We start from the raw sequence: 22,800 nt of genomic DNA, 5'->3' as shown, positions 1-22,800 counted from the left end.
TTCTGAACAATCATCACATTCATATAATTTAAAGCCTCGTTTAAAACCATTCTTATCATGACGATAGGCATATCTTTTGAATCCTAATCTTTTATTGTTCGGACAAATGAATTCATCGAATTCGGTCTTAGGGATTGATTCAACAATATCATTTACATGTTACCATTTATTGGGATAAGAACTGAAGTTTCCATTGGTAGAGTAAGTCGAGTCATGTTATAATCCCTATACATAAGGCACCTCGTTAATTTAGTTTAATGAAGTTTATTCAATTATACGAAAGTGCCTTATTTTTTAAGTGTTTGAATGTAAAATTACATATAAATAAAAAGTATTTTGGCGAGACTCTTGAGGGAACAGGACAAGCTGAAGACTACAGGCTGAAGCTGTCCCCTAAGAAAGCGAGCCAAGAATACGAAGTATTGTAAATAAAGAAGCCAGTAAATGAATTTATAAAAACTCATTTACTGGCTATTTTGCTAGGAATTATGTACCAGCCTTTTTTTATTTAATCACTAATTATATTTCATTGTGTAACCGTAGTGATCCAAATTGAGATTTAATGTTTAAATACTTTTCTAGTTCATTTAATATTTGCATCATACTTGAACGTGATTTTAAAGATTGATGAGATTTAGGAAGTGGTAATTCGTCTAGTGATAAACGGATTTCATACAGTGAATGTAATCGTAAAGCAGTATAATCATTACTATTTACGTTATTACCAATTTCTGACATTAAATGAGATACATCAGTCAGTAATGGATCATCGACAGTGACTTGATTTAATAACGGTTTAATTCTACGCAATAATTCAAGTTGTTCTTGTCTCATATCAAAATAGTGATAATATGAATTTTCATTTCTAATAAAATGATTTTTAACATCTCTAAATGCGATAGATTTGGCCTTTCGAATGTCTAATTGGAGTTTTTCGAAAGATAAAGTAAGATCATTATTATAATTTGAACAAGCTTCGCTATATGTCATAAAGATTTCTTTAAAGCCTTTTTCTATATCTTTCTTAAAAGAAACTAATGTTTTGTCTAAACTTGGCATAATTAAATTCATAATGAATGCGATTCCTAGTCCAATAGTTAATAAGAGTAATTCATTAATGATTAAATGTAAATTAATCGTAGTTGCATTGAAAACATGTAATAATATAACACAACTAGTTACAACACCCTCTTGAACTTTCAACATAACAGTTATCGGAATAAATAATAATACAATTAATCCCAAAACAAGCGCATTCTGACCTAATAAGCTAAAAACCAATGAACCAAACAGTAGAATTAGTATACAAGAGACAAATCTTGATACGATAGCTTGTACTGAGTGAACTTTAGTATGTTTAATACATAATACAATGAGGATAGCACTTGATGCATAATTATCAAGCCCCATCCATTTAGCTAAAATAACACCTAATGTGATACCTACTGCTGTTTTAAGTGTTCTTAATCCAATCTTATAAGGATTTAACTTTAACATTAGTAAATCCTCTTATCTTTCGTCGCAATATTTATCAAATAGGCCTTGTAACTGATTAATAACATCCATTACATCATGGCCTTCAATTTGATGACGTTCAATCATTTCAGTGATTTTACCATCTTTAATTAATGCAAATGATGGACTTGAAGGTGCGTAACCCTCAAAATAGTCTCTAGCCTGTTGTGTAGCCGCTTTATCTTGTCCAGCAAATACTGTAACAAGTCTATCAGGTAGTTTATCATAGTGTAATGCATGTGATGCTGCTGGACGTGCAATTCCTCCCGCACATCCACAAACTGAATTAACCATTACTAATGAAGTACCATTTTGTTGTAATACTTTGTCAACTTCATCTGCAGTTGTTAATTGTTCATATCCCGCATTTTCAATTTCATTACGAGCTTGTTCAACCACGCCGTTCATATATAAATCAAAATTTAAATCCATTTTAATCACCTTTCAATCTTTTATTTATTCAATGCTATTCTACTAAATATAAGTGTTAGAGTTCAAACAGCTTGTCCATGGAATATGATATATCATTTTAAACTAGTAAATACTTGTATTTTCTATTGTGAATTGTTCAATACGTTCTTTAACTTGAGACATGAAGCGCCCTGTTTGAACACCATCAAGTATTCTATGATCAATCGAAATACACAAATTAACCATGCTTCTAATTGCAATCATATCATCAATAACTACTGGTTTTTTTACAATAGATTCTACTTGTAAAATCGCTGCTTGTGGATGATTTATAATTCCCATTGATGAAACGGATCCAAATGTACCGGTATTATTAACGGTAAATGTTCCACCAGACATATCTTCTTGGGATAATTGTTTGTTTCTTGCTTTAAGTGCTAGTTCATTTATCTCTCTAGCAATACCTTTGATTGATTTTTCATCAGCGTGTTTAATAACAGGAACATATAATTTATCTTCATCTGCTACAGCAATTGAAATATTAATATCTTTATGAAGAATAATTTCTTCTCCATCCCAGCTACTATTTAATAGTGGGTTTGATTTTAATGCTTCTGCAACCGCTTTTACAAAGAATGCAAAGAAAGTTAAATTATAACCTTCGTTCTGTTTGAACGAATTTTTATGATGATTTCTAGTTTTAACTAAGTTAGTTGCATCAACTTCAAGCATCATCCAACCATGTGGGATTTCAGTTACACTTGTCACCATGTTTTGAGCTATTGCTTTACGAACACCTTTGACTGGTATAGATTGACCAATTTGACTCTGATTAGAATCCACGTTGGATTTCGTATGTTCAAAACTAGATTGTGAATTGTTATTTATTTCAGGTTCCTGATGACTTGAATTAATATAATTTTCAATATCTTTTTTAGTCACACGTCCTTCGAAACCTGTGCCAGGAACTAATGATAAATCAATATCATTTTCAGATGCAATTTTAAAAACTACTGGTGAATATCGACCGTTATTAAGTAAAGATGCTTGTGTATGTGCATTTGTTTTAACAGAATGATGAACTTCTTTATCAGAAGTATTTTTTGAAGCCGATGCTGACGTTTCGACTGTTAAAGTATCATTACCATTTATATTTAAATTTGTTGAATCCTTAACGGTTTCAATATCGATATTTTTAGTGTTGGTAGAATTATCTGTTTCAGAAGTTTCAATTTTACAAATAACATGATCTATTTGAACGGTTTCACCTTCTGAAACTAAAATTTCAGTGATAGTACCAGAAACAGTTGAAGGTACTTCAGCAGTTACTTTATCAGTAATTACTTCACATAAGGGTTCATATTCATCAACATAGTCACCCACTGAAATAAGCCATTGCTCAATAGTACCTTCATGAACACTTTCGCCTAGTTTTGGCATTTTTATATCCATAACTTTTCCTCCTTAAAATTGTGCAAGTTCTCGCATTTTTTCTAAGATTTTATCAGGATTCATCATAACTTCATTTTCAAGATTAGGAGAAAATGGCATTGAAGGAACATCTGGTCCAGCTAATCTCATAATAGGTGCATCAAGTTCAAATAAACAGTTTTCAGCTATGATTGCAGAGACTTCTGACATGACACTGCCCTCAAGATTATCTTCTGTTACTAATAAAATCTTGCCATTCATTTTAGCACGTTCAATAATTGTTTCTTTATCTAGAGGATAAACAGTTCTCAAATCAACTATTTCAACACTAATACCATCTGCTGCTAAAATATCAGCAGCTTGCATACAATAATTTACACACAAACCATATGTAAATACAGTTATGTCATTCCCTTCACGTTTTACATCAGCTTTTCCAAGAGGAACTGTATAATAATCTTCTGGCACTTCTTCTTTCAAGAAGCGATATGCTTTTTTATGTTCAAAGAATAATACTGGATCATTTGACTCAATAGAGGATAATAATAATCCTTTAGCATCATAAGGAGATGAAGGTATGACAATAGTTAGCCCCGGTGTAGACGCAAAGATGCTCTCGATACTTTGAGAATGATATAAACCACCATGTACCCCACCACCAAAGGGTGCTCTGATTGTGATAGGACATTGCCAGTCATTATTTGAACGATAGCGCATTTTAGCTGCTTCACTAATAATTTGATTAACTGCTGGAAGTATAAAATCTGCGAATTGAATTTCTGCAATTGGTCGTTTACCAATCATTGCTGCTCCAATAGCAGTCCCTACAATATTAGATTCAGCCAAAGGTGTATCTATTACTCTTTCAACACCATATTTGTCTTGAAGACCTCTAGTTGCACCAAAAACGCCACCTTTACGTCCTACATCTTCACCTAATATAAATACGTTATTATCATGTTCCATGGCTAGGTCTTGCGCTTGTTGTATTGCTTCAATATAACTCATTTTACTCATTGCCCATACCTCCTTCTAGGTCATAAACAAATTGATATGTTTCTTCTACAGATGGATATGGCGCTTTTTCTGCATCTTTAGTGGCTTTATTAATAATTTCTTTATGCTCTTGCTCTATATTGTCTAACCATTCTTGATTAATAATCTCTTTTTCTAATAAATAATCTTTAAATTTAAGGTTACAATCAAAAGTTTTTAATGCTTCTCTTTCTTTTTTCGTACGATATGTATCATCATCATCTGAAGAATGTGGTGTCATACGATGTGTTATAGCTTCAATTAGAGTGGCACCCTCACCATTTAGTGCACGTTCTCTAGCATCTTTCATAGCTTTATACATTGCTATCGGATCATCCCCATCTACTGTCTCACCATATATGCCATATCCTAAGGCTCTATCAGAAAGTTTTTCTGCGGCGTATTGTAATGTATTAGGCACAGATATCGCATATTTATTATTGATGATGACACAAACAAATGGTAATTTATGAACGCCTGCAAAGTTTAAACCCTCATGAAAATCTCCTTGATTTGAACTTCCCTCACCGACAGTTGCCATAGCAATATTTGGTTTTTTATCCATTTTTAAAGCTAATGCAGCTCCAACTGAATGTGGTATTTGTGTAGCAACTGGAGAACTTTGTGATAATATGCCCTTTTCACGATGACTAAAATGGGAGGGCATTTGTTTTCCTCCAGAATTAATATCATCTTTTTTTCCAAATGAAGCTAGCATTGTATCATATGGAGAAATCCCCATAAAAGTAACAAATGCTAAATCTCTATAATATGGAGATGAAATATCTCCTTCTTTCATAGCGTATGCCATTCCTATTTGTGTAGCCTCTTGTCCTTGTCCACTAACAACAAATGGAATTTTACCTGCGCGGTTTAATAACCATAATCGTTCATCTACTTTTCTACCTAAATCCATCCATTTATAGATTTCTTTAAGGTCTTCTTCTGAAAGTCCGACAGATTTATAATCAATCATCTTTTATGTTCCTCCTGTTAAATGTTTATTGCTCTATTTTCTACTTTCAATCCCAATTCCATAAGTACTTCTGATATAGAAGGATGTGCATGTGTTGTCAGACCTAACTCAATTGCTGAACCATTCATAAATTGCAATAAAGAGGCTTCGTTGATTAATTCAGTAACCTGAGGACCTATCATATTAATACCGATAATTTCATTAGTTTCATCATTAATTATCATTTCACAAAATCCTCTGTCATTAGTAGTTTCCTCTATAACTGCTTTACCAATTGCATTAAAGCTTACTTTAAATGATTTGGTTTTAATGTTTTTGGCTTCGGCTGATTCTTTATTGTAACCAATTGAAGCAACTTCTGGGTGTGTATATATGCATTTCGGCATCTTGTCATAATTTAGAGGTAGGCCATTGCCATTAAACATGTGTTCAACAGCAAGTATTGCCTCTTTAGAAGATACATGTGCTAATTGAAGCTTACCTATGCAATCACCTGCAGCATAAATATGCTTATCTTCGGTTTGTAAAAAGTCATTAACAAGTATATTACCGTTATCATCAATTTTAATTTTAGTATTATTTAATCCTATATCATCAATATTAGGCTTGCGACCAATTGATACTAAAACTTTTTCTACTTCTATAGTTTTATCTTTATTTACTTGTATAGTTACAGAATTAGAGTTGACTGTAACTGCAGATTCATTTAAAGCGCAATTTTCATAGAACGTTACTCCTCTTGCTATAAGTGATGTTTTTAGAAAATTTGCAATTTGAGCACTCTCATTAGACAAGATTCGTTCGCCAGCCTCTATCACACTAACATTTACACCTAAGTCAATTAATAAAGAAGCAAATTCAAGACCTATCACTCCACCGCCAATGATTGCTATGCTTGCAGGTAAATCTGTGAATTGCAATATGTCATTACTAGATAGAACTGTATTGTGATTGAAAGGCAAGAATGGTAATTGAGTTGGTAGTGAACCTGTAGCTATCAATACATTCTGATTAGGTAATAATTCAGATTCTCCATTATCATATTCAACTGAAATGGTACCACTTTGAGGTGAGAAAATAGATGTCCCCATAATTCTACCTTTGCCATTAAATATATCTATGTGATTTTTCTGCATTAAACTTTCAATACCTTGATGCATTTGATTAACAATTTTGTCTTTACGTTTCATCATAGATTTTAAGTCAAATGAATATTGACCAACATTCACTCCAAAATGAACTGAATCTTTAACTGTTCTTAAAATTTCAGCAGATTTTAATAAAGCTTTTGTAGGAATACATCCTTTGTGAAGACAAGTGCCACCCAACAAAGATTTCTCTACTATAGCTACTTTTTTACCTAATTGTGATGCTCGAATTGCCGCTACATAACCAGCGGTTCCTCCACCTAAGATGACTAGGTCATATTGCTTTTCACTCATAATTTTACTCCTAACTTGCTTTGCGATTGGATTTAATAACGTTAATCTGTAAGTGACTTTAAATTTTAAATGAATTTAGTAACTCAATGAGTAGGTTACATATAAAATTAAAATATTCATTTTATAATGTTAATATTTATTTTACAGCAATTATAAATATTAATAAATTCAATGAATTACTTACTACTTTTTCTTTGATTTTGGCTAATCATTTCTTTTGCATTTTCTTTAGTTAATTTAGTAACACTAGCACCAGAAATCATTCGTGCGATTTCATCAATTTTATCATCATTTTCTAATTCTTTAACTTGAGTTGTTGTACGATCATCATTGGATGCTTTACTAATTAATAAATGATGATTACTCATAGATGCAACTTGTGGTAAGTGCGAAATACATATTACTTGAATATATTCAGCTATATCTCTCATTTTTTCAGCCATTTTTTGAGCAGCTTGTCCTGACACTCCTGAATCTACCTCATCAAATAAAATTGCAGTTTGTCCCCTTGATTGTACAAAAATACTTTTTAGGGCTAGCATAATACGAGACAACTCACCGCCAGATGCAATTTTATTTAAACTTTTGAGTGGTTCCCCTTTATTAGGACTGATTAAAAACTCTACAAATTCTATACCATCAATTGTTGGTTTATCTAATAATTGGAATGAAATTTCTAAATTAGCATCTTTCATTTGTAAATTTTGTATTTCAGAAACGATATGATCTCTTAATGTTCGAGCTACTGAACGACGCTCTCTAGATAACACTTTGCCTTTTGACATCACTTCATTATATAATTGACTAATTTCCTCACGTAATTGTGATGTACTTTCTTCATAATTTTCGATTTTGGCTATTTCATTTTGAAGCTTATCTTTGTATGTAATTAATTCATAAATGTCTTTGCCATATTTCCTTTTAAGATTGTTTAATAAATTCATTCGTGATTCTAGCTCATTAAGCATTTGCTCATCAAATTCAGTGTTTGACATTTCATCATATAACTCGTGCTTAGCATCTTCAAGCGTGTAATAAAATTGATCAATATCCTCTTTTAATTTACTAAATTTATCAGGCAAAATATCATCTATAGATTGTAAATGATTACTTAATTCATATAGTCTATCTGTAATTGCATGCTCATCAGTCAAGGTGACATGCGCATTATTAAGCGCCATGCTTAGTTTTTCGGAATTTTGAATTCTACGTATATCGACTTCTAATTGCTCAATTTCGCCCTCTTTTAAAGAAGCTTCTTCTAATTCTTCATATTGAAATTTCATTAAATCCAAACGTTGAAGTAATGCTTGGTCTGCAGACTCTAATTCTTCTAATTCCTTTGTTTTACTTTTATATTGATTAAACACATTTTGATATTTTTCTTTAGTTGATAAATACTTGTCTTCTGCATAATCATCTAATAATTTTAAATGATACTTCTGTTTAAGAAGTGTCTGTGTTTCATGTTGACCATGAATATCTAATAGTTCTTGCATAACTTTTCGCAAATCTTGAAGCGTAACAATTTGATTATTCAATCTACAAATACTTTTACCAGTGCTAAATATTTCTCTTTTTACTAATAAGAAGTCCTCGTCGATTTCTATATCAAGATTATGAAGTATATGAATAACATCTTTATTTTCATCTATATCAAATATACCTTCAATAATCGCTTTCTTTTCACCATGTCGAACATAATCTGATGATGCACGCATTCCAATTAACTGGCCAATCGCATCTATGATGATTGATTTACCTGAACCCGTTTCACCACTTAGAACTGTTAATCCATCTGAAAAATGAATTTCTAATTCATCAATAATTGCAAATTGTTTTATTGATAAGGTTTGTAACATGAATTCATCGCATCCTTATAATAAATTGAAAATTCTTGTTTTAATTGTATTACTTGCGTCTTCATCTTTACAAATTAAAAGGCAAGTATCATCACCACATATAGTACCGAGAACTTCATCCCAATCGATTTGGTCTAGTATAGCGCCAATAGATTGAGCGTTACCAGGTAAGGTTTTTAAGACGAGTAGATTACCTGTACCTTCTATATTCACAAATGAGTCCATGAGATAACGACCCAATTTTTCTAATGGATGGTATTTTCGATCATTAGGCAAGCTATATACATACTGACCTGATGTTGCAGGAACTTTGATTAACTGTAATTCTTTAATATCACGTGATACGGTAGCTTGCGTAACATTAAGGTCGTATTCATTAAGACGTTTTACTAGTTCGTCTTGAGTTTCTATTTGTTCGCTTGAGATAATTTCTCTAATCTTTATGTGTCTCACAGATTTTTTTGCCATTATGAACACTCCTATTTTCGAATAATTATACAATAATTTTAACACATCATTTTTTTTACTACTACTATTGTTATTATGCATACTTAACTGATAACTCAATAATCGTAAATTGTTTTAATTAAATACTAATAGGTACAATTAGTTAATTTGTATTGAAAAAATGTATAAACGAATAAATAAATATGTAAACTAAAATTAGGATATAAATGTAATACCACAATTTAAAATAGTGTACTAAAACACCCTTCAACGCCAGTTTTTAAACAGTAGCTTTGAAGGGTTAATATTAATGATAATTAATGATCACGTGTGTAGAAAAGCTCAACGATATCTAATAGAGGTTTAATATCATAGTGAGAAGAAAGTTGTTCTATTGATTCTATGGCAGCATCTTTATGGAAATTTAATTTATTTTCAGCACCATCTTTACCTAATAAAGAAACATACGTACTTTTGTGATTTTCGATGTCACTACCAACTTTTTTTCCTAATTTAGATTCATCACCATATACGTCGAGCAAATCATCTTTAATTTGGAACATCAAACCCATATGATTACTAAAATCTTCAAGAGATTGTGATGTAGACTTGTCTACTTTAGCAATATCTGCTGCACTTAATACCGCGAATTGAAGTAATGCTCCTGTTTTAGCTTTATGTATCCGTTCAAGTGTATCCAAATCAACAGGTTTATCTTCACTTTGCATGTCTAATGTTTGTCCTCCGACCATGCCTAAGTGACCACTGTTATGCGCTAATCTGGAAAGTATTTTAACTTTGACGTCAGATTCTAATAATTCATCATCAGCAATGATTTCAAATGCCTTAGTTAGTAGTGCATCACCAGCTAGAATAGCTTTCCATTCACCATAGACTTTGTGATTGGTAAGTTTACCACGACGGTAATCATCATTATCCATCGCAGGAAGATCATCATGAATTAAAGAATATGTGTGAATCATTTCCAATGCCAATGCAGTTTTTTTACCTTTTTTATAATCTTGATTTAATACATCTAATGTTAAAAATAAAAGAAGTGGTCTTATTCTTTTACCACCTGCATTGAGAGAATATTGCATACTTTCTTCTAGATTAGTATTTAGTGGTGATGTTTCGATTACACCGTCAAGAGCACTATTAATTTGATCAATTAATTCATTCATTGACTTCTTTGCCATTTTCTTCATCCTCTGCTTCATCTTTAATAAGTTGATTTACTTTCTTTTCAGCATCTTTAAGTGTTGCATCACATGTTGCAGAAAGTTTCATACCACGTTGATATAACTCTAATGATTCTTCTAATGATACAGTCTCATTATCTAACTTTTGAACGATATTTTCTAATTCTTGCATCATTTCTTCAAAACTTTGTTGATCTTTACTCATGTTCACACCTAACCTTTTTAACGATGGCATCTACGTTACCATCTTTCATTGCTAATGTAATTTCATCATCTTTACTTAAATCCTGTGTACTTGTAATGACTTTATCATCTTTATTAATAATAGAATAGCCTCTTAACATAGTATTAGTAGGACTTAAATTATTTAATAGTTCAACTTTATTTTTGAGCTCTAATTTATTATTATGAATGTTTTTAATTGTTAGATTTGATAAACGATTTTTTACATTCATTAGTTGCTTACTATTTTGTAATATAGTTTGATTTAATGTTTTTACATTAAAATTCTGATGAAGAACTTTTAATTGATATTTTTTATTCTCAATTTTGGATAATAATAATTGAGTTAGTTGTCTTTCTAAATCATCTTTGCGTTGTATCTGTTGATCGTATAATAATGAAGGTTGTTTAAACTTATAATAAGATGCTAAATGATCTAGTTGTTTATGTTGTTTTTCAAGATATTGTTTAATATACCTTGATAATGAAAATTGGTATTGCTTAATTTGTTGCATCAATTCGTACTGGTCTGGAGTCGCCATAACTGCAGCTTGTGTTGGTGTTGCTGCTCTGACATCTGCTACGAAATCACTGAGTGTAAAATCGGTTTCATGTCCAACAGCTGAAATAATAGGTGTTTGACACTCAAAAATCGCTTTAACAACATCTTCTTCATTAAAGTTCCATAAATCTTCTATAGATCCACCACCACGGCCTACTATAATAGTATCAACGCCAAGTGAATCAGCATACTTAATATTTTTTATAATATCCTCTTTGGCTTGTGTACCTTGTACTAAAGTACTTATTTGGATTTTATCGGCCAAAGGATACCTACTATTTATTGTAGATTGAATATCTCTAATTGCGGCACCAGTACTAGCAGTTAAGATTGCAATTTTCTTAGGGAATCGAGGAATAGGCTTTTTATGTTCATTATTAAAAAAGCCTTCTTTTTTTAATTTTTGTTTTAATTGTTCTAACTTTTGATACAAGTTCCCTATACCATCTAATTCCATTTTATTCACATAAATTTGATAATTTCCACGTCGTTCATATACTGAAACACGTGCTTCTAAAAGAACTTCATCACCTTCTTTTGGCTCAAAAGTAAGCTGACTCGCATTACCTTTAAACATCATTGCACTTATCACACTATCCTTATCTTTAACGTTGAAATAAAGGTGTCCACTTGAATGTTTTTTAAAGTTAGATAGTTCACCTTTTAGTAAGATAGATTGCAAGTGTGGGTCCTGATCAAATTTATATTTAATATATTTCGTTAAAGTTGTAACGCTTAAGTATTCAGACATTGTCATCACTCAAATTAATTATTTTATGTTACTCAACACACCATTTATAAATTTATAATGCTCATCGTCGCTAAATTGTTTTGCTAATTCTACAGCTTCATTAATGATTACTTTTGGTGGTGTATCACTATGCAATAATTCAAATGTAGCCATTCGTAATATTATTCGGTCTGTTTTTAATAAACGTTGAAGTGACCAATCTTTAAGATGTGGCTTAATAGTATCATCTAGAACTGGCTCATGATCTTTAACACCTGTTACTAACCAGTGTATAAAATCAAAGTCTAATTCAGGCTCATCATCTTTTATGAAATTAATGGCTTTATTTATTGTTAATTCTGTGTCTTTCATTTCTAACTGAAACAAAGTTTGAAATGCTTGCATTCTTGATTCTTTACGACTCATAAATAACTCCTTATTAAATGTAATCTATATATTATTCGACAGTAATATGCATGATGTGAACGTTAATTTCTTTTGGCTCAATAGCAGTCATCGTTTTAATTGAGTTAAAAATAGATGTTTGAATTTTGCTTGCAAATTTTGAAATATTTATACCATGCTTAATAGAGCAATATACATCAATTTGAATGCCATCTTCTTTAACATCAATTTTTAAATTTCTATTGAGGTTTTTACGACTTATTTTTTCAATGTTACTATTTTTCAATTCTGAAAAATGTCCAGTTACCCCTTCTACCTCAGAAACAGCTATACTTGCAACTACAGAAATAACTTCAGGTGCAATTTCAATTTTACCTAAGTTTGAATTTGAATAATCTGCTACTTTAACCATTTGGTTTAACCTCCTACTCCTCGTCATTCATAATATTATATTGTTCTAAGAAGTTAGTATTAAAAGATCCACTTCTAAATATATCATTATTCATAAGTTTTAAATGGAAAGGAATTGTTGTATCGATTCCTAAAATTAAATACTCACTTAATGCTCTAATACCAGTCATAATTGCTTCATCACGCGTTGGTTCATGTACAATGAGTTTAGCTACCATAGAATCATAATATGGAGGAATTGTATAATTTGTATAACAAGCTGATTCGATTCTCACACCATATCCGCCTGGAGCTAGGTATTGTGTGATTTTACCAGGAGATGGCATGAAGTTCTTATATGGATTTTCAGCATTTATACGATATTCTATTGCATGACCATTGATAGTAATATCTTCTTGAGTGTATGGCAGTGCTTCACCCATCGCAACTTTTAGTTGTAATTTTACTAAATCAATGCCAGTAACCATTTCAGTGACAGGATGTTCAACTTGAATACGTGTATTCATTTCCATAAAATAAAATTGATTATCATTTAAATCATATATAAATTCAATAGTACCTGCATTTTCATAATTAACTGCTTTTGCGGCTCTTATAGCTGCATTACCCATCTCTTCACGTTGCTCATCAGATAAAATAGGCGATGGAGATTCTTCGACTAACTTTTGCATGCGTCTTTGAATCGTACAATCTCTCTCTCCGAGATGAATGACATTTCCATGTTGATCTCCAATAATTTGAATTTCAATGTGACGGAAGTTCTCAATAAATTTTTCAAGGTAAAGACCGCCATTACCAAAAGCAGTTTCTGCTTCTTGTTGAGTCATACGATAGCCATTCTCAAGCTCTTTCTCTGTTCTAGCCACTCGTATACCTTTTCCACCACCACCTGCAGTAGCTTTAATAATTACTGGATATCCAATTTCTTTAGCAATTTGTTTTGCATCCGAAATGGTTGTAACTAGCCCATCACTACCTGGAACAACTGGGACATTAGCTGCAATCATTTCTGCTTTTGCAACGTCTTTGATGCCCATTTTTTGGATAGACTCATAGCTAGGACCGATAAATTTCAATTGGCATGCTTCACACAACTCTGCAAAGTCACCATTCTCAGCTAAAAAGCCATATCCTGGGTGAATACCATCACAACCGGTTGAAGTCGCAATTGATAATATATTTGGAATGTTCAAATAAGAATCTTTAGACTGAGTTGGACCAACGCAATATGCTTCATCAGCAATTTGAGTATGTAATGCGTCTTTGTCACCCTCAGAATAAATGGCAACAGTTTGTATGCCTAAATCATGACAAGCTCTAATGATTCTAACCGCAATTTCTCCACGATTAGCGATTAAGATTTTTTTCATTATTTCACCTTAAATAACGGTTGGCCATACTCTACCATTTGTCCGTCCTCTACTAATATTTCAACTATTTCTCCAGTAACCTCAGCTTGTATTTCGTTAAATAATTTCATTGCTTCTAAGATGCACACTGTAGATTCATTGGTAACTTTATCTCCGACTTGAACAAATGCATCTTCTTCTGGCGATGGCGATTTATAAAATGTACCCACCATAGGGGCATTGATTGTTTGGTATGATGAATCATCTGTATCCATTTGATCATTATTTTGTGGAACAGGTGATTCTGTTGCACTTTGATTTGGTGTTGCCATCGTTGATGCTGCTGGTGCTAATGGTGTTTGTTGTGTATATTGCGGTGTAATTATTTCTGTCTCTTTCTGTTTTTTTAGGGTGACTACACTACCTTTGTTATCTTCAATATTAATTTCAGTTAAACTTGATTGATTAAGAATTTCGATTAATTCTTTTATTTCTTTAAAATTCATAAGTTACTGACTCCTTGAATTAGTTTTCATCTACCAATCTATTTTACTTGACTGAACTTGCCAATTCAAGCATGTGTCATTTTAGGGAATTACATCTTACTATTTAATGCTTACTATTATTGATAAATGGACTTTTGTAATTTATATAAAATAACGATTTAGATATTAAAAAAAGTCTTTCCAATTAGTAATTAGAAAGACTTTAGCTAGTGTTAACTAAGCTCTTGAGATATAGCTTCCGTCGCTAGTGTTAATAACTAATACATCACCTTCATTAACGAATAAAGGTACATTTAGAGTATAACCTGTTTCAACTGTAGCTGATTTAGTTGCTCCAGTGGCAGTATCACCTTTGATACCTGGCTCAGTTTCAGTAACTTCTAATTCAACAGTTTTAGGTAGTTCAACTCCAATTGTTTCACCTTCATATGATTGGATCTGAACTTCCATGTTAGCTTTTAAATATTTTAATTCATCTTTTAAATAATCAGCTGATAATTCAGTTTGATCAAACGTCTCATTATCCATGAATACATGATTATCTCCATCAGCATATAAATATTGCATACGACGATTTTCAATCATCGCTTGTTCAACTTTTTCCCCAGCTCTAAATGTCTTTTCTTGAATTGCACCTGTTCTTAAATTACGTAATTTAGAACGTACAAATGCAGAACCTTTACCTGGTTTTACATGTTGGAAATCGATAACTTTCCAAATGCCATTATCTACTGAAATTGTTAAACCTGTTTTAAAATCATTAACCGAAATCATTCAGTTTCCTCCTCAAATATGCGCTTTCTATAAAATAATAAGGTCTTTTGTACATTTAGTAAAGACTTCACAACCATTTTCAGTTATTAAAATGTCATCTTCTATGCGTACACCACCAAGACCATCAACATAAATACCTGGTTCAATAGTAACACAATTATTTACTTCTACTATACCGTTTGCATTTTTAGATAATAGTGGTCCCTCATGTATGTCTAAACCAATACCATGTCCAAGAGAGTGGCCAAATGCTTCTCCATAACCGTGAGATTCAATATAGTCTCTTGATAACGCGTCAGCCTCAGCTACAGTCATTCCAGCTTTGATTTCGTTTATTGCTTTAATTTGGGAATTGAGAACGATGTTATAAATATCTTTCATCTTGGGGTCAGGTTCCCCAATAGCAAATGTTCTTGTTATATCAGAGCAATATCCTCTGTAGTATGCCCCAAAATCAAGCGTAATCATATCGCCTTGCTCTATGACTTTATCGCTTGCTACACCATGAGGTAAAGCGCCTCTATTGCCAGATGCTACAATCGTGTCAAATGAAGGGCCATCTGCACCTAATTCTAACATTTTAGCTTCTAATTTAGCTTTTAATTCTCTTTCAGTCATTCCAACCTTTGCAATATCTAATACATAGTTATATGTATCATCAACTATTTTAGCAGCGTATTTGATCTTTTCTATCTCTTCGGGTGTCTTTATTTCCCTGATTTTTTCAATCTCATTGCCAATAGAGATTAATTTAGCTTTCGATTGATCTAATGTTTGGTATGTATCGTAACTCACTAAGTGTCCTTCAAAACCAACATGATTAAATTGTTCATTATTAATAATTTCTACAATCGCTTCAATTAAACCACCACTGCTTTTGATGATGTTAAATTCAGTTGCCTGATTAGTTGCTTGTTCAATATATCGAAAATCAGTAATTAATTGATAGTTATTTTTTGAAATTATTAATGCACCACTTGTACCAGTGAAATCTGATAAATATCTACGATTATAATCTGATAAAATAACTAAAGCATCTAATTGTTGAACCTCTAGTAAGTCTTTAACTTTTGCTAATTTATTCATACAAATCACTCCTAGTATAACGTTTGTACATTTGCTCTATTTACATTAAAATAATAGCATAATTATTTTAGAAATAAAGAGATTTTGGTTTAGGGAGATTTTAATGAAAAAATTAATCGTTATAATTGGAGCTTCATGTTTATTGGTTGGTTGTGGCTCTCAAAATTTAGGACCATTGGAAGATAAGACAACCAAATTAAGAGATCAAAACCATAACTTGAAGTTAGATATTCAACAGCTAAATCAAGATATAAGTAATCAAAAAGCACAGGTTGAGGCTCTTAATAAAGATAAAAAAAATGTTTCCAAAACAGTTGATAATAATAAAGAAGCCAAATTTTTAGATGCTTCGTCTAAATATTATCAAGATATTACTAAAATTATTAGTAATTATAATCAGTTGGATTTGTCTAAAAATAAGAAAGAAGACAAAAAGCAAAATCTTGAAAAATTAAATACTATTGCTAATGGTATTGATGATGCTTATGGTAAATATAAGGGTGCCGTAACTAAAAAAGATTTATCTAATGCAAATAAAAATGAAGATAAAAATATTAGACAAATTAACAAAGAGTTACAATCAGCATTTAAAGATATTAAAAGCGGATATGAAAATAATAATACGAATAAATTGAATAAAGGTAAGACTAAACTATCTCAAGTGAACATGTCTAACAATTCATAATAGGAGTTTTTGATTTGAAAAATATATTATTTTATTTAGTAATTTTAATCGCTGCGATTGGCTTGATTTTGAATTTAAATGTATTCATGATGTCTTTTGCTAAAACGATTTTCACCTTTTTAATCATTGCGTTAATTATTTATTTAATATACTATTTCTTTTTCTTAACTGAAGATCAACGTAAATATAGGAGAGCAGCAAGAAAATATAAAAAGAGAAATAGAAAATAAAAAAAATCATAGGATGACCAATTATTAGCCATCCTATGATTTTTTATTTTTTATATAACCATTCATCAGAACGATATTTTTCTTCTAATTCTTTTACTTCTTTTATTTGATCATCTGATAAAGTAAGTGGTTTAAATTCTATGTTTAACCCCTTTTTAAATCCTTCTTCAAATGCTTTTTCCATCTCTTCAATTGATATATGTCTATCAGCAATATCATTAATCGCTACAGCTTTATCAACAAACGCTTTTTTCATCTTATCTTTTAGACGATCATTTTTGAAAATGAACATATCGAACAGCTCATCAACGTTAACATCTTGTAATAAGGAACCATGTTGTAGTATAACGCCTTTTTGTCTAGTTTGAGCGCTTCCTGCAATTTTTCTGCCTTCAACAACTAATTCATACCAACTAGGTGCATCAAAACAAACAGCACTTCGAGGTTGTTTTAATTTTTCTCGTTCTTCTTTGGAACGTGGAATCGCAAAATATGCTTCAAAACCTAACAATTTAAATCCTTCAAGTAATCCTTCAGAAATGACACGATATGCTTCAGTTACGGTAGAAGGCATATTAGGATGTTCTTCCGAAACAATAACACTATATGTTAATTCTTTATCATGAAGAACCCCTCTACCACCAGTTTGTCTTCTTACTAATCCAAATCCTTTTTCTTTAACTTTATCAATGTCAATTTCTTTCTTTAATCTTTGAAAATACCCTACAGATAACGTTGCAGGATTCCAAGTGTAAAATCTGACAACAGGGTCAATTTCCCTTCTTGATACGAAGTTTAAGAGTGCTTCATCCATTGCCATATTATAATATGGATCATGGCTTCCTGTATTTATAAAATTCCATGTCTCTGTCATAAAATAATCTCCAATCACAACATATAATTATCTATAGAAAAATATTAAATTTTACATATAAATCTTTGATAAAAATAGCTAATAAAAAATTTTGATAAATTTAGCTAACAGCCTTATAATTATAATATCGGTTAATTAGGGAGGATGCAATATGAATGTATCTTTGATTATAGCTTTAGCTATTATAGTCATAATTATTTTATATATGCTTGGAAATTGGTTTATGAATAAACGAGCAGTCACTGAACTTGAGCAGAATGAATTTCACAAAGGTTTAAGAAAAGCCCAAGTGATTGATGTTCGTGAGAAAGTAGACTATGATTACGGACATATTAACGGCGCTCGTAACATTCCAATATCAATGTTTAGTCAAAGATATCAAGGTTTACGTAAAGATCAACCTATTTATCTTTGTGATGCAAACGGTGTTGCAGGTTATCGTGCAGCACGTATCCTTAAAAAAAATGGCTATAAAGATATTTATATGTTAAAAGGTGGATACAAAAAATGGACAGGTAAGATTAAAACTAAAAAATAATCTCTTGTCTGCTTACTAACTCTTAAAGATGTTCTTTAAGAGTTTTTTAAGTATTTATGTGAAAATCATTTAGAAACGTTATCTAAATATAGAATAGACATAAAATTAAAATAAGGAAGACCCTATAATCAATTAAATTGGTTACAGGGTCAAAGTTTTGAATATTATTCTTTTTCTTCATGTAGATTATCAAATTTTAAAACAGGCTTACGCGCAGCTGTAGTTTCATCTAATCTATCAATTATTGTACTATGTGGTGCTTCTAATACTTTATCTGGATCATTTTTAGCTTCTTCAGCAATTTGAATCATAGCATCGATAAAGTAATCTAACGTTTCTTTAGATTCTGTTTCAGTTGGTTCAATCATCATACCTTCCTCAACGTTAAGTGGGAAGTAGATTGTTGGTGGATGAACACCAAAGTCTAATAAACGTTTTGCCATGTCTAATGTACGGACACCATGTTCTTTTTGTTTAGAACCACTTAATACGAATTCATGTTTACAATATTGTTCATATGGTATTTCATAGTGGTCTTTTAAGCTAGCTTTAATATAGTTAGCATTAAGAACTGCTGCTTCAGAAACCTCTCTTAAACCTTCAGCACCCATAGTTCTGATATATGTGTACGCTCTTAAGTAAATACCAAAGTTACCGTAGAATGGTTTTACACGTCCAATTGAGTTTTTAATATCATTATCGTATTTAAAAGTATCTCCATCTTTGATTACCATTGGTTTTGGTAAATAACTAGCTAATTCTTTTTTTACACCAACTGGACCTGAACCTGGACCACCGCCACCGTGAGGACCAGTGAAAGTTTTGTGTAAGTTTAAATGTACCGCATCAAATCCCATATCTCCAGGACGTACTTTATCCATAATGGCATTTAAGTTTGCACCGTCATAGTATAATAATCCGCCTGCTTCATGTACAATTTCACGGATTTCCATGATGTTTTTCTCGAAAATACCTAAAGTGTTAGGATTAGTTAACATTATTGCAGCAGTATTTTCATTAACAACGCGTTTTAAGTCTTCGATATCAACTTCACCACGTTCATTTGATTTAACTGTAACAGCTTTAAAACCAGCAAACGACGCAGATGCAGGGTTTGTACCATGAGCTGAGTCAGGAACAATAACTTCATCACGATGACCTTCACCATTATCTAAATGATACGCTTTGAAAATCATTAAAGCAGTCCACTCACCATGAGCACCTGCAGCTGGTTGTAATGTAACTTCATCCATACCAGTAATTTCTTTAAGTTCTTCTTGTAAACTATACACAATTTCTAAAGAACCTTGAACTTGCTCTTCTTCTTGTAAAGGATGTGACTCTGCAAATCCAGGTATGCGAGCAACTTTTTCATTGATTTTAGGATTATATTTCATAGTACATGATCCAAGTGGATAAAAACCTGAATCTACACCAAAGTTTTTATTTGATAATTCAGTATAATGACGAACTAAATCTAATTCTGCAACTTCAGGAAACTCTGCTTTATTTTTACGAATAAATTTATCATCAAGAATACTTTCAACTGAATCTGTTTTTATATCGCTTTGAGGTAATGAGTATGCATATCTACTTTCTCTAGATCTTTCAAAAATTAATGGACTTGATTTACTTACTACCATTTAGCTCACCAGCTTTCTTAACAAATGTATCAATTTCATCTTTAGTTCTTAATTCAGTAACAGCAATTAACATATGATTTTCAAAATCTGCTGAGGCTTCACCTAAATCAAAGCCTCCAATGAAACCATGTTCTGCTAATTTTTTATTTATATCTTTGATTGGTTGATCGAATTTGACAACAAATTCATTGAATGAAGTACCATCAAGCACTTCAAAACCATTGTCTTTAAATTGATTTTTAGCATAATTTGCGTGTTCTAAGTTTTGAACTGCAATGTCGTAAATACCTTGTTTACCAAGAGCTGACATAGCAATTGATGATGCAAGTGCGTTTAATGCTTGGTTTGAACAGATATTAGAAGTGGCTTTATCACGACGAATATGTTGTTCACGGGCTTGTAAAGTTAGAACGAATCCACGGTTACCTTCATCATCTTGTGTTTGTCCCACTAATCTACCAGGCACTTTACGCATTAATTTTTTTGTAGTTGCGAAATAACCACAGTGTGGTCCACCAAATTGTGTTGGTATACCAAATGGTTGTGTGTCTCCTACTACAATATCAGCACCAAATGAACCTGGAGGTGTCAATAGGCCTAAAGCTAGTGGATTAGCATAAACGATAAATAATGCTTTTTTGCCTTCAATAAATGATTGAATTTTTTCTAAGTCTTCCACTGAACCATAGAAGTTTGGATATTGAACTGCTACTGCAGCAGTTTCATCGTCTACAGCCTGTTCTAATTTTTCTAAGTCTGTAATTGTTCCATCTAAATCAACTTCAACAATTTCAAACTCTTCTCTAACTTTAACGTAAGTTTTTAACACTTGAAGTGCTTGATAATGAAGACCTTTAGATACTACAATTTTATTTTTCTTAGTATGATTAAATGCTAAGATACAAGCTTCAGCAAAACTAGTGATACCATCATACATAGATGAGTTAGCTACATCCATATCTGTTAATTCACAAATTAATGTTTGGAATTCAAAAATCGCTTGTAATTCACCTTGTGAAATTTCTGGTTGATATGGTGTATATGCTGTATAGAATTCAGAACGTGAAATCATTGCATCTACAACAGCTGGAGCATAATGGTCATAAACGCCAGCACCTAGGAAAGACGCATGAGTTTCTTTAGTTACGTTTTTATTAGCAACTGTATTAAGTCTTCTTAATAAAGAAGTTTCAGCTTCACCACTAGCAATATTTAAATCTCTATTTAGTAAAATATCTTTTGGCACATCTCCGAACAATTCATTAATTGAACTTGCGCCAATTTTATCAAGCATTTCTTTTTTATCTTTTTCAGTTAATGGTATATAACGATGACTCACAATACACACCCCTTAATTATTTTTCAATTTGGTTTTTCTTAACAATTTTAGCTTTAAGCTGTCTTTTACGTACTTGAACTAATAATTCTCGTCCCATTTCAAATTCATCTCGCTTAATAATTGCCATAGCGATTGATTTACCTGAAGATGGTGCTTGTGTTCCTGAAGTAACTTCCCCAATTTCGTTACCATCAAGGTCTAAAACAGGATAACCAGTTCTTGCAATACCTTTATCAAGCAACTCTAAGCCAACAGTTCTACGTTCTGAACCATTTTCTTTTTGGTCTTTTAACACTGATTTACCGATGAAGTCTTCTTCAATCAGTGGTTTAGCAGCAAAAGCAATTCCGCCTTCATATGGTGTGATAGATTCTGTTAAATCTTGACCATGTAATGGAAGGCCAGCTTCTAATCTTAATGTATCACGTGCACCGAGACCGCATGGAACTACATTATATTCAATGAAGCCGTTCCAAATGTCTACTGTGTCTTTTGCTTCACAATAGATTTCAAATCCATCTTCACCTGTATAACCAGATTGAGATAAGATAACATTTTTTCCAAATAGAGTAACGTTTTGTTGGAAATCAAATGGTTTCATTTCACTTACATTTATATCAACTAACCCGCTTACCAAATCTCTTGCTTTAGGACCTTGAACAGCTAACTGACCGAATTGATCAGATACATTTGATACTTCAACATCAAATTTAGGTGCATGTTTTTGTACCCAAGCAAAATCTTTATCTGTATTTGCAGCGTTAACAATTAATAGATAATCATTGTCGCCGATTTTGTATGTTACTAAGTCATCAATAATACCGCCTTCTTCGTTACATAAAGCAGTATATTGAGCTTTAGTATCAGTAAGGTTGTTAGTATCGTTTGAAAGTAAGTATTGGACAAATTTACTTGCATCATTGCCTTTTATAGAGATTTCTCCCATATGGCTTACATCGAACATACCTACTTCATATCTAACTGCATTATGTTCTTCTTTGATACTTGTAAATTGAACAGGCATTGCCCATCCACCGAATTCTACTATTTTTGCACCACTGTCAACATAATTTTGATACAATGGTGTTTTTTTTAATTCGCTTGTCATTAGAAAACCCCCTATAA

Annotated in this window: 24 protein-coding genes; 3 read left to right on the top strand and 21 right to left on the bottom strand. The window is 31.8% G+C overall.

Features of this window, described 5'->3' with window-relative positions; genetic code table 11:
• Positions 1 to 519 precede the first annotated feature (519 nt).
• The 17 genes from HMPREF3265_RS09665 to HMPREF3265_RS09585 form a co-directional block, all read right to left on the bottom strand.
• Positions 520 to 1,497, bottom strand: coding sequence for an aromatic acid exporter family protein (locus tag HMPREF3265_RS09665; protein ID WP_037550558.1), 978 nt, complete (start codon positions 1,495 to 1,497; stop codon positions 520 to 522).
• Positions 1,498 to 1,509: 12 nt separating this feature from the next.
• The gene (brxB, locus tag HMPREF3265_RS09660) at positions 1,510 to 1,947 is read right to left on the bottom strand and encodes a bacilliredoxin BrxB (protein WP_070861543.1); all 438 of its coding nucleotides are present in this window, start codon (positions 1,945 to 1,947) and stop codon (positions 1,510 to 1,512) included.
• A 102-nt stretch (positions 1,948 to 2,049) separates the two neighbouring features.
• Complete coding sequence (locus HMPREF3265_RS09655) at positions 2,050 to 3,378, bottom strand: dihydrolipoamide acetyltransferase family protein (RefSeq protein ID WP_070581628.1); 1,329 nt, start codon at positions 3,376 to 3,378, stop codon at positions 2,050 to 2,052.
• A 12-nt stretch (positions 3,379 to 3,390) separates the two neighbouring features.
• Positions 3,391 to 4,374, bottom strand: a complete 984-nt coding sequence (locus tag HMPREF3265_RS09650; RefSeq protein WP_070442873.1) for an alpha-ketoacid dehydrogenase subunit beta — start codon at positions 4,372 to 4,374, stop codon at positions 3,391 to 3,393.
• Positions 4,367 to 5,368, bottom strand: a complete 1,002-nt coding sequence (locus HMPREF3265_RS09645) for a thiamine pyrophosphate-dependent dehydrogenase E1 component subunit alpha (RefSeq protein ID WP_070861541.1) — start codon at positions 5,366 to 5,368, stop codon at positions 4,367 to 4,369. The genes HMPREF3265_RS09650 and HMPREF3265_RS09645 overlap by 8 nt, the downstream gene beginning before the upstream one ends.
• Before the next feature lie 17 nt (positions 5,369 to 5,385).
• Positions 5,386 to 6,810: a dihydrolipoyl dehydrogenase gene (gene lpdA, locus HMPREF3265_RS09640; RefSeq protein WP_070861540.1), complete on the bottom strand. Its 1,425-nt coding sequence runs from the start codon at positions 6,808 to 6,810 to the stop codon at positions 5,386 to 5,388.
• A 176-nt stretch (positions 6,811 to 6,986) separates the two neighbouring features.
• Positions 6,987 to 8,672, bottom strand: a complete 1,686-nt coding sequence (gene recN, locus HMPREF3265_RS09635) for a DNA repair protein RecN (protein ID WP_070861539.1) — start codon at positions 8,670 to 8,672, stop codon at positions 6,987 to 6,989.
• A gap of 15 nt (positions 8,673 to 8,687) precedes the next feature.
• On the bottom strand, positions 8,688 to 9,140 hold the full coding sequence (gene ahrC / locus HMPREF3265_RS09630) for a transcriptional regulator AhrC/ArgR (protein ID WP_037550574.1): 453 nt from the start codon (positions 9,138 to 9,140) through the stop codon (positions 8,688 to 8,690).
• Positions 9,141 to 9,436: 296 nt separating this feature from the next.
• Complete coding sequence (locus HMPREF3265_RS09625) at positions 9,437 to 10,318, bottom strand: polyprenyl synthetase family protein (protein WP_070861538.1); 882 nt, start codon at positions 10,316 to 10,318, stop codon at positions 9,437 to 9,439.
• The gene (locus HMPREF3265_RS09620; protein WP_011275689.1) at positions 10,296 to 10,526 is read right to left on the bottom strand and encodes an exodeoxyribonuclease VII small subunit; all 231 of its coding nucleotides are present in this window, start codon (positions 10,524 to 10,526) and stop codon (positions 10,296 to 10,298) included. Before HMPREF3265_RS09620 ends, HMPREF3265_RS09625 begins: the two co-directional genes overlap by 23 nt.
• Entirely contained in the window at positions 10,519 to 11,856 is a 1,338-nt protein-coding gene (gene xseA / locus HMPREF3265_RS09615; RefSeq protein ID WP_070861535.1) for an exodeoxyribonuclease VII large subunit, read from the bottom strand. Before xseA ends, HMPREF3265_RS09620 begins: the two co-directional genes overlap by 8 nt.
• An 18-nt stretch (positions 11,857 to 11,874) precedes the next feature.
• Positions 11,875 to 12,261, bottom strand: a complete 387-nt coding sequence (gene nusB, locus HMPREF3265_RS09610; RefSeq protein ID WP_070861532.1) for a transcription antitermination factor NusB — start codon at positions 12,259 to 12,261, stop codon at positions 11,875 to 11,877.
• Positions 12,262 to 12,292: 31 nt separating this feature from the next.
• Positions 12,293 to 12,652 carry an Asp23/Gls24 family envelope stress response protein gene (locus HMPREF3265_RS09605; protein ID WP_011275686.1) on the bottom strand — a complete coding sequence of 120 codons (360 nt, stop codon included), beginning with the start codon at positions 12,650 to 12,652 and terminating at the stop codon, positions 12,293 to 12,295.
• A 13-nt stretch (positions 12,653 to 12,665) separates the two neighbouring features.
• Entirely contained in the window at positions 12,666 to 14,021 is a 1,356-nt protein-coding gene (accC, locus tag HMPREF3265_RS09600; RefSeq protein WP_070861530.1) for an acetyl-CoA carboxylase biotin carboxylase subunit, read from the bottom strand.
• Positions 14,021 to 14,506, bottom strand: coding sequence for an acetyl-CoA carboxylase biotin carboxyl carrier protein (accB, locus tag HMPREF3265_RS09595; protein WP_070861527.1), 486 nt, complete (start codon positions 14,504 to 14,506; stop codon positions 14,021 to 14,023). Before accB ends, accC begins: the two co-directional genes overlap by 1 nt.
• A gap of 216 nt (positions 14,507 to 14,722) precedes the next feature.
• Entirely contained in the window at positions 14,723 to 15,280 is a 558-nt protein-coding gene (gene efp, locus HMPREF3265_RS09590; protein ID WP_011275683.1) for an elongation factor P, read from the bottom strand.
• Positions 15,281 to 15,307: 27 nt separating this feature from the next.
• On the bottom strand, positions 15,308 to 16,366 hold the full coding sequence (locus HMPREF3265_RS09585) for a M24 family metallopeptidase (protein ID WP_070861525.1): 1,059 nt from the start codon (positions 16,364 to 16,366) through the stop codon (positions 15,308 to 15,310).
• A gap of 103 nt (positions 16,367 to 16,469) precedes the next feature.
• On the opposite strand from HMPREF3265_RS09585, the gene HMPREF3265_RS09580 reads away from it, so the two are divergent.
• Together HMPREF3265_RS09580 and HMPREF3265_RS09575 are read left to right on the top strand one after the other, a co-directional pair.
• On the top strand, positions 16,470 to 17,051 hold the full coding sequence (locus HMPREF3265_RS09580; RefSeq protein WP_070861523.1) for a putative periplasmic lipoprotein: 582 nt from the start codon (positions 16,470 to 16,472) through the stop codon (positions 17,049 to 17,051).
• Positions 17,052 to 17,065: 14 nt separating this feature from the next.
• Entirely contained in the window at positions 17,066 to 17,281 is a 216-nt protein-coding gene (locus tag HMPREF3265_RS09575; RefSeq protein WP_011275680.1) for an SA1362 family protein, read from the top strand.
• 43 nt (positions 17,282 to 17,324) lie between these two features.
• Here the strand turns inward: HMPREF3265_RS09575 and HMPREF3265_RS09570 are convergent, their stop codons facing one another.
• The gene (locus HMPREF3265_RS09570) at positions 17,325 to 18,155 is read right to left on the bottom strand and encodes a lipoate--protein ligase family protein (protein ID WP_070861522.1); all 831 of its coding nucleotides are present in this window, start codon (positions 18,153 to 18,155) and stop codon (positions 17,325 to 17,327) included.
• Positions 18,156 to 18,306: 151 nt separating this feature from the next.
• On the opposite strand from HMPREF3265_RS09570, the gene HMPREF3265_RS09565 reads away from it, so the two are divergent.
• Positions 18,307 to 18,693, top strand: coding sequence for a rhodanese-like domain-containing protein (locus HMPREF3265_RS09565; RefSeq protein ID WP_011275678.1), 387 nt, complete (start codon positions 18,307 to 18,309; stop codon positions 18,691 to 18,693).
• 164 nt (positions 18,694 to 18,857) lie between these two features.
• Here the strand turns inward: HMPREF3265_RS09565 and gcvPB are convergent, their stop codons facing one another.
• From gcvPB to gcvT, 3 genes are read right to left on the bottom strand one after another with little or no spacing between them, the layout of a single operon-like run.
• On the bottom strand, positions 18,858 to 20,336 hold the full coding sequence (gene gcvPB, locus HMPREF3265_RS09560) for an aminomethyl-transferring glycine dehydrogenase subunit GcvPB (protein ID WP_070861520.1): 1,479 nt from the start codon (positions 20,334 to 20,336) through the stop codon (positions 18,858 to 18,860).
• Positions 20,323 to 21,675: an aminomethyl-transferring glycine dehydrogenase subunit GcvPA gene (gene gcvPA, locus HMPREF3265_RS09555; RefSeq protein WP_016931107.1), complete on the bottom strand. Its 1,353-nt coding sequence runs from the start codon at positions 21,673 to 21,675 to the stop codon at positions 20,323 to 20,325. Before gcvPA ends, gcvPB begins: the two co-directional genes overlap by 14 nt.
• 16 nt (positions 21,676 to 21,691) lie before the next feature.
• Positions 21,692 to 22,783: a glycine cleavage system aminomethyltransferase GcvT gene (gene gcvT / locus HMPREF3265_RS09550; protein WP_070442828.1), complete on the bottom strand. Its 1,092-nt coding sequence runs from the start codon at positions 22,781 to 22,783 to the stop codon at positions 21,692 to 21,694.
• Positions 22,784 to 22,800: the final 17 nt, after the last annotated feature.

The organism is Staphylococcus sp. HMSC62B09 (genome assembly GCF_001839115.1).
In the GTDB taxonomy this organism is placed as follows: Bacteria; Bacillota; Bacilli; order Staphylococcales; family Staphylococcaceae; genus Staphylococcus; species Staphylococcus haemolyticus.
This window is presented reverse-complemented; position numbering and strand designations above follow the sequence as displayed.